Source organism: Corallococcus sp. CA047B, assembly GCF_003612065.1.
Classification (GTDB): Bacteria; Myxococcota; Myxococcia; order Myxococcales; family Myxococcaceae; genus Corallococcus; species Corallococcus praedator.
On sequence record NZ_RAWD01000460.1, the window covers coordinates 1 to 5,807 of the forward strand.

At 68.4% G+C, this 5,807-nt stretch carries 6 protein-coding genes; 1 reads left to right on the forward strand and 5 read right to left on the reverse strand.

Features of this window, described 5'->3' with window-relative positions; translation table 11 throughout:
• Nucleotides 1-244: helix-turn-helix domain-containing protein (locus D7X74_RS38770; RefSeq protein ID WP_233602301.1), on the reverse strand; the 244-nt coding region annotated here is incomplete at its 3' end.
• Between the two features lie 204 nt (nucleotides 245-448).
• On the opposite strand from D7X74_RS38770, the gene D7X74_RS38775 reads away from it, so the two are divergent.
• Nucleotides 449-1,270, forward strand: coding sequence for a hypothetical protein (locus D7X74_RS38775; RefSeq protein WP_120537983.1), 822 nt, complete (start codon nucleotides 449-451; stop codon nucleotides 1,268-1,270).
• Between the two features lie 81 nt (nucleotides 1,271-1,351).
• Here the strand turns inward: D7X74_RS38775 and D7X74_RS38780 are convergent, their stop codons facing one another.
• The 4 genes from D7X74_RS38780 to D7X74_RS38795 all read right to left on the reverse strand — a co-directional run bounded on the left by D7X74_RS38780 (nucleotide 1,352) and on the right by D7X74_RS38795 (nucleotide 5,578).
• Nucleotides 1,352-3,298, reverse strand: coding sequence for a serine/threonine-protein kinase (locus tag D7X74_RS38780; protein WP_158622359.1), 1,947 nt, complete (start codon nucleotides 3,296-3,298; stop codon nucleotides 1,352-1,354).
• Complete coding sequence (locus tag D7X74_RS38785) at nucleotides 3,295-4,224, reverse strand: DUF2381 family protein (RefSeq protein ID WP_120537985.1); 930 nt, start codon at nucleotides 4,222-4,224, stop codon at nucleotides 3,295-3,297. The genes D7X74_RS38780 and D7X74_RS38785 overlap by 4 nt, the downstream gene beginning before the upstream one ends.
• A gap of 207 nt (nucleotides 4,225-4,431) precedes the next feature.
• The gene (locus tag D7X74_RS38790) at nucleotides 4,432-5,118 is read right to left on the reverse strand and encodes a hypothetical protein (protein WP_120537986.1); all 687 of its coding nucleotides are present in this window, start codon (nucleotides 5,116-5,118) and stop codon (nucleotides 4,432-4,434) included.
• A 13-nt stretch (nucleotides 5,119-5,131) separates the two neighbouring features.
• Nucleotides 5,132-5,578: a hypothetical protein gene (locus D7X74_RS38795; protein WP_147444292.1), complete on the reverse strand. Its 447-nt coding sequence runs from the start codon at nucleotides 5,576-5,578 to the stop codon at nucleotides 5,132-5,134.
• Nucleotides 5,579-5,807 lie beyond the last annotated feature (229 nt).

Sequence of the window (5,807 nt, forward strand, 5' to 3'; positions counted from 1 at the left end):
CGGGGGTACGCTGCGCCAGATAGCGCTCCAGCCAGAAGTAGACGGCTGGCCGACTCAGGGCTGCCAGATGCGCAGCCTCGCCCGGGCCTTTGCCCTCTGCGAGGAGTCTCACGGCCAGTAGCCGACGAAAGTGGCGAGCGTCGCGCACGCTTCGCAGCGCATGCTCCAGCTTCCGCCTGTCCTCTGCTGTCAGCCCCAGTTCGGCGGGGCTCCTTGCCGGTCGCATGGTCCAGAAAATGCGCATGCGACCGGCATTTGTCTCGGAACTTCCGGCGACCTACTTAGGGACCCCGGGGCTTCCACCATCGCAGTGGTGTGACGCCCCGCGGTTTCGAAGTGGCTCTCCACGAACGGCTTCGATCCAACCCATGTCCGCCAGGGCGGAGGCTGGCTGCTGACCATTCGTTGTCGCGACGCCTATTCCGCGGTCGAGCGCGCCTCGGAGACCGTGGAGAAGCTGGCCGCCCGGCTTCTGATTGGCGCGGGCCATCAGATGCGGCCCGGTGAGCATGCGTACGTCGAAGGCGTCAATCATCCACTCCCCCTGCGTCGCCAGCGGCGCGTCGAGGTCCGGAGCCTGGAGCGTCAAGCCCAGTTGTTCGAGTACGGAGCCCCCAGCCGGGTGGATGCCGCCTTCGAATTGCTGGGGCAACTCGATGCTCCCGCGGTGGTCGCGGTCGCCGCGGGATGGGCGGCCATCGAGGCGCTGCTGGTCGCGCCAGGGGATGGTCAGAAATCACCTGCGGGTGACCGACTGGCTTCCCTGGTGGCCTGCTCCTTTCCAAGAGCCGAGCTGACGTTGTTGGCATCCCTCCAGGGCAGGAACAATGACAGTCCCCTCCGGGCGCAGCTCCGACAGTGCGCGCGTGGTCGCGACCGCGCGGCCCTGATGGGCAATGCCATCCGTCAGGCCCAGCCTCTTCCCTGGGCCGAGGAGGATTGGAGCCAGAAGGCGGCGGTCGCACGAATGGACGGGCTGCTCAAGGATCCCCAGAAGAAGCTCAAAGACGTTGAAGGGTACGCGGTGCGAGCTTTTCGCCGGCTCTACCGTCAACGCAATCTGGTGCTGCACGGGGGAAAGACGGATGCCGTCGCGCTGCGCGCCAGCTTGCGGACCGTCGCGCCCCTGATTGGAGCGGGGATCGACCGGATCGCTCATGCCTGGTTTGGTCACGGGGTACAGCCGCTCGAACTGGCGGTGAAGGCCCGTCACCGCTTGGACCTCCTGGAGGCCAGGGAGCCACTGGCCATGCTGGATCTGCTGGAGTAGCCCGGATGGAAGGCGCAGCTCCTGGCTTCCGTGGACTGCGCGCCTCGGAGGCTCGGCGCGCAGCGGTCGGACTGGGGCGCTTCAGGGAAAGGCGTCCACGACGGTGTAGCCCACGGTGCGAGGCACGATGACTGCGCCGGGCTTGGAGCCCTCTTCCTTCCACCAGCCTTCCCCAGGGTTCCCGATGACGAAGCAGACGGGATGGGTGTGGCCGTCGGGCGTTTCCACCCGGGTGTAGTGGCCGAAGACCCGCTCTCCTCCTGTCCACAGCCGCCCGTAGAGCAGGGTGCCCCCAGGAAGACGACCGTGTTGATCCTGCAGGACGCTGACAATTTCGCCGTCGCGAACGGTGACGTTGGGGGCATCCATCCGCCAGGGGTAGCGGATGTCGAGGGTGACGTCCGCCCTGCCATCCCTGCGCAACCACAGCTCCTTCATTGCGTCCAAGGCGGCTTGAGGACAGCGCTGGGGTTCGGGCCGCAAGGGCGTGCTCGCGCAGGCGACCAGGGTGGAGGCCGCGCCAACAGCCAACGTGCAGCCTCGGATCAGTGAGCGTGCGCGGGATGCGCGATCCTGCTTCAAGGGAACTGTCATGGCGGTCTTCTCCAGCGGGCGCGGCGCATGGGAAGAGGGGGCCGCCCCCGGCGCGGCAGCTTGGTCGGGCATTGTCAGCGGCGCCATCGAAGGTGAAGCGGGTCGTGCAGCGGAGATGACGACGGATGCGCTGGTCGGTTCCTGCTTCCGGAGAGCTCCCAGGCTCCAGGTCAGCCAGACCAGGGGCAACAGGAGGATTCCCAAGACACCCCATTGCCACGCCGTTCGCAGCACCTGACGGCGTCGTACCGGACTGGCGGCGAGGATGGCTCGTGCTTCCATGTGAGCGACGTGCGCGGGGGCACGACGACGCAGTTCCCGGACATCGCGCAGCCCTTGCAACTGGTCCCTGCGTTGGAGGCGCGCATGTTGGAGCGCCCCTTCCTGCCCAGGCGCCACCGGTCCCGCCGCACCCGCTTCCTCCTGGGTGGTGCGCGATTGCGGAGAGGGCGAGGAGGCCCAGTCGAATAGCGGTACGTCCCACTCCGCATCCGCGTGGGCCAGGGCGCTCCGGACTTCGGAGGCCAGGGCGGATGCGCTCGGTGGCCGCGCTTCGGGCTCGAAGGCGAGCAACCGGTCGATGAGGGATGCGAGCGCCCTGGGTACACGCGGGCTGAGCAACGAGACAGCGGGAGCCGTGCCGTCCTCTCCCAGTCTGAAGCCATCCACGCCCAGCGCTGACGCGGGATATGTCTCCGTCAGCAGTCGGTAGAAGGACACGCCCAGGGCATACAACTCATCCGCCACCGAATAGCTGGGTGACTTCCCCGCGTGCGGAAGGTGCGCGGAGGCCCGCCAGTTGTGCAACTGGGGGCTGTAGTAGTGCGTGGTGCCAGGAGGAAGCTGGCCCGTGCCCGTGAGGGGAGTCGCCTCCTGATGCCAGCCCGCGCCCCAGTCCAGGAGCTTGAGCCGTCCCCCGGGCTGGACCCGGACATTGTCGCCCTTGAAGTCGCGGTGCAGGACACCGCGCTGGTGCGCGAAGGCCAATATCTCCGCGGCCTGTGCGAGCAATACACCCACTTCGCGCGCCGTGGGATTGCGCGCGCTGGACCACGCGTAGAGCGACTCACCCTCCACGTGCTCCATCACCAGGAACGGATAGCTCCCCGCACCCGGCCGCCATGCATCGGAGGCCAGCAGGCGGGGCACGCCTGGGTGCCGCAAGCGGGACAGGATGTCCGCCTCGCGCGAGAACCAGGGGCTGTCGAAGTCGCGGGCGAGCTTCAGGGCATATCCCCGGGCGCGGGGGCTGCCGGCCCTTCGCACGGTGTAGACGGTGCCATAGCCCCCCGCCGCCAGACGGCGCAGGACCTCCCAGCGGCCTACCCGTGTGCCAGGAGGAAGTGCATCCAGGGACAACACTTGTAAGGCGGGTGCATCCATCCGCTGCCGTGTTGCCTCTGCCTCCACCGAAAGCCTGTCAGGGCCGCTCATGGCGTCACCTGCTCCCACCGGACGCTGCATTCGCCGGTCGTGTCCATCAGTTCCAGGGTGAAGTGCGTGCCGGGAGGAGTTTCGGGAGGGACGGACCACTCCACCACCACAGGGGCGCGAGCGCCGGGCTCCAGCCGTCTTTCACGCATGAGCAGCGGATACTCATGAGGCGTCAGCACACGTCCATCGGGGGCATGGGGTGTCGCGCGCATGAAGCCTGGGACCCAAGGACGTGTTTCGTCGGGGTTGCTCAGGGTGGTCGCCAGTACGAGCGTGCTCCCGGAACGGTAGAGCACATGAGAACTCACCGTGCTCAGTCCCGGCTGCACGATGGGCTTCAAAAGATATTTCACGGCAACGCCATCCGGAGTGACCGCCCCCGACAGCACCGCGCCGCCCAACCCACTGAGCGCGCACTGCGCCCGCAGCGTCGCGAAGCCCGCCTCGGTGACGGCGCACCGGGCCCGCAGGTCCGCCAATTCCTTCCCCAATTCCTGCGCGGTGCGCCCGTGCCGGAAGACCTCCACCTGCGAATCCACCTCCGCGTCCACGGTCGTGAGCACGAACCCCACCTGGGCCGGAGCACCCTCACCAGCGAAGCGCACGGTGATGACGGGCCCGCGTCCCTCCGGCAGGTCCACGGACGCCTTGAGCACGAGCGCGTCCGCGTAGACCCCGACGCGCGAGAAGAACGGCGCGAGCGCGGCCCGGTCCACGGAGTCCGGAACGATGGGCGCATCGAACGTGACGGTGGTGAGCTCCCGGGCGGCGACGCGCAGCGGATGCAGCACCGGGGGCTCCTCCGCGCGCAGCGTGAGCTGCCGGGCCTTGCGCTCCCGTCCTGGGGGAGTCCCGGTCTGGGCCACCGCCGCCGAACCGACCAGGGCCACCAGCACCACGGGAATGACCGAAGAGGGCAGCGACATCACGGGTCACCTCCATCCTTCAAACTTAACAGGTAGGGGTGACATGAATGGGTTCTCCTGGCCCGCGAGGCCCTGGCGTTTCGCGGACGCGGCATGAGAACCCAGCCTACCTGGGGAATGGGAGGGAGGAATGCGGACGCGGGAGGGTGTCAGCGAACTCAGGAGCGCCTTCGTCTCCTGGACGAAGGGGCTCCCACCGCGGACCCGCTACGACCGCTGCCCCGTCTTCCGGGCGAAGAACGCGCGGTCGAACGTCCCGTGTCCCCACGCGAGCGGATCGTCGGGCCGGTCTTCCTTGGCGAAGACCTCGTCGCTGCGTTCGGCGAGCCAGCCGATGAACTCATCCCGCGACGCGAACGTCACCAATGCCTCCGAGTCCCCCTGCGCGTACCGCAGCCCATAGGCATACGTTCCACTGTCGGGCTTCCACAGCGCCCGGAGCAAGCCCTCCCGGGGATCGATGGTGACGGACAGCTCGCCTCCGGCATCCAGGATTTCGGCCACCCGCTGCGCCAGCGCGCGTCCGTAGGGCCGGGTGTCGAAGTGGGCCTCGGCCCGGGCCTGCTCCTGCTCGGCGCGGTGACGTTGCAGCTCGTCCGTCAGCCGGATGCTGGGCGCGGAGGTGGCCTCGCAGACCACGGACAGCTCGATGTTCCCGCGCGCGGTCTCTTCCGCGTGGTGCTGATGCAGCAGGGCCTGGACCTGGGTGCGCTGTTCGTCGGGAAGGGTGCCGAAGGTCAGCGTCCCATCCGGTGCGGTGAAGAGCAGCGTGTCGTCGTAGATTTCACCCCGGTACTTCAAGGCGGCGGACAACTCGATGCGCGCCAACCCCCGGTTCGCGCGTTCGGCGCGCAGCCAGCGGACGACGTCGGAGGACTCGGTCAACGGTTCCATGTCGGCACGTGCCTCAGAGGTCGCCACAGGCCAGGACCGCGCCGCTGTCGTCGGTGAAGTCCGTCACCCGCAGGTGGATGGCGAAGGCGTGCGAGCCCTTGTACGCGTCGACCTGATCCGCGTGGTATTCGTGCCCGTCGACGGCGTAGTACTTCTGCCGCGCGTAGCTGTCCGCCTCGAAGCCCTCCGTGTGTTCGGAGATGCCGAGCGTCGCGCACCGGCCCTCGTGCAGGAAGCCCACCATCGGCCTGGGGGTGGCCCCCGCGGCGATCGCCGTGTTGTCGATGGCGGTGAAGGCGAAGCGCGTCTCCCCCAGCCCCGACTTGCCCGGCGTCTCCTCCACGAACAGCGTCCCGGTGATGCCGGAGCCGTTCACCTCCGCGAGCGCCACCTCCAGGCTCTCATCCTCACCACAGGCCGCCAGCACCAGCAGCGCCATGCCCAGCCATCCACGTCGCATGTGAATCCTCCCCCAGGGCCTGACGGCCTGGAATTCGCCGGGACCCTCGCATGAAGCGGGCCAGCCCGGGGAGGTCCTGTCAGGTGGGCGCGCCCACTCGCATGATGCGCAAGCACGGTCCGGAAAGACTGACACGCCTGTCAGGTTCCGGGAGGCCGCGGAGCCGCCCCCGGCCGGGTGCTGACATGGCTGTCATGACTCGCGAAAGGGTCGGGACGCGGGGGACGGG

What these genes read in the sequence shown, in the direction of transcription:
- D7X74_RS38780 (WP_158622359.1), bottom strand. Translation starts at nt 3,298, where the DNA reads ATGAGCGGCCCTGACAGGCTTTCGGTGGAGGCAGAGGCAACACGGCAG.
- D7X74_RS38785 (WP_120537985.1), bottom strand. Translation starts at nt 4,224, where the DNA reads ATGTCGCTGCCCTCTTCGGTCATTCCCGTGGTGCTGGTGGCCCTGGTC.
- D7X74_RS38790 (WP_120537986.1), bottom strand. Translation starts at nt 5,118, where the DNA reads ATGGAACCGTTGACCGAGTCCTCCGACGTCGTCCGCTGGCTGCGCGCC.
- D7X74_RS38795 (WP_147444292.1), bottom strand. Translation starts at nt 5,578, where the DNA reads ATGCGACGTGGATGGCTGGGCATGGCGCTGCTGGTGCTGGCGGCCTGT.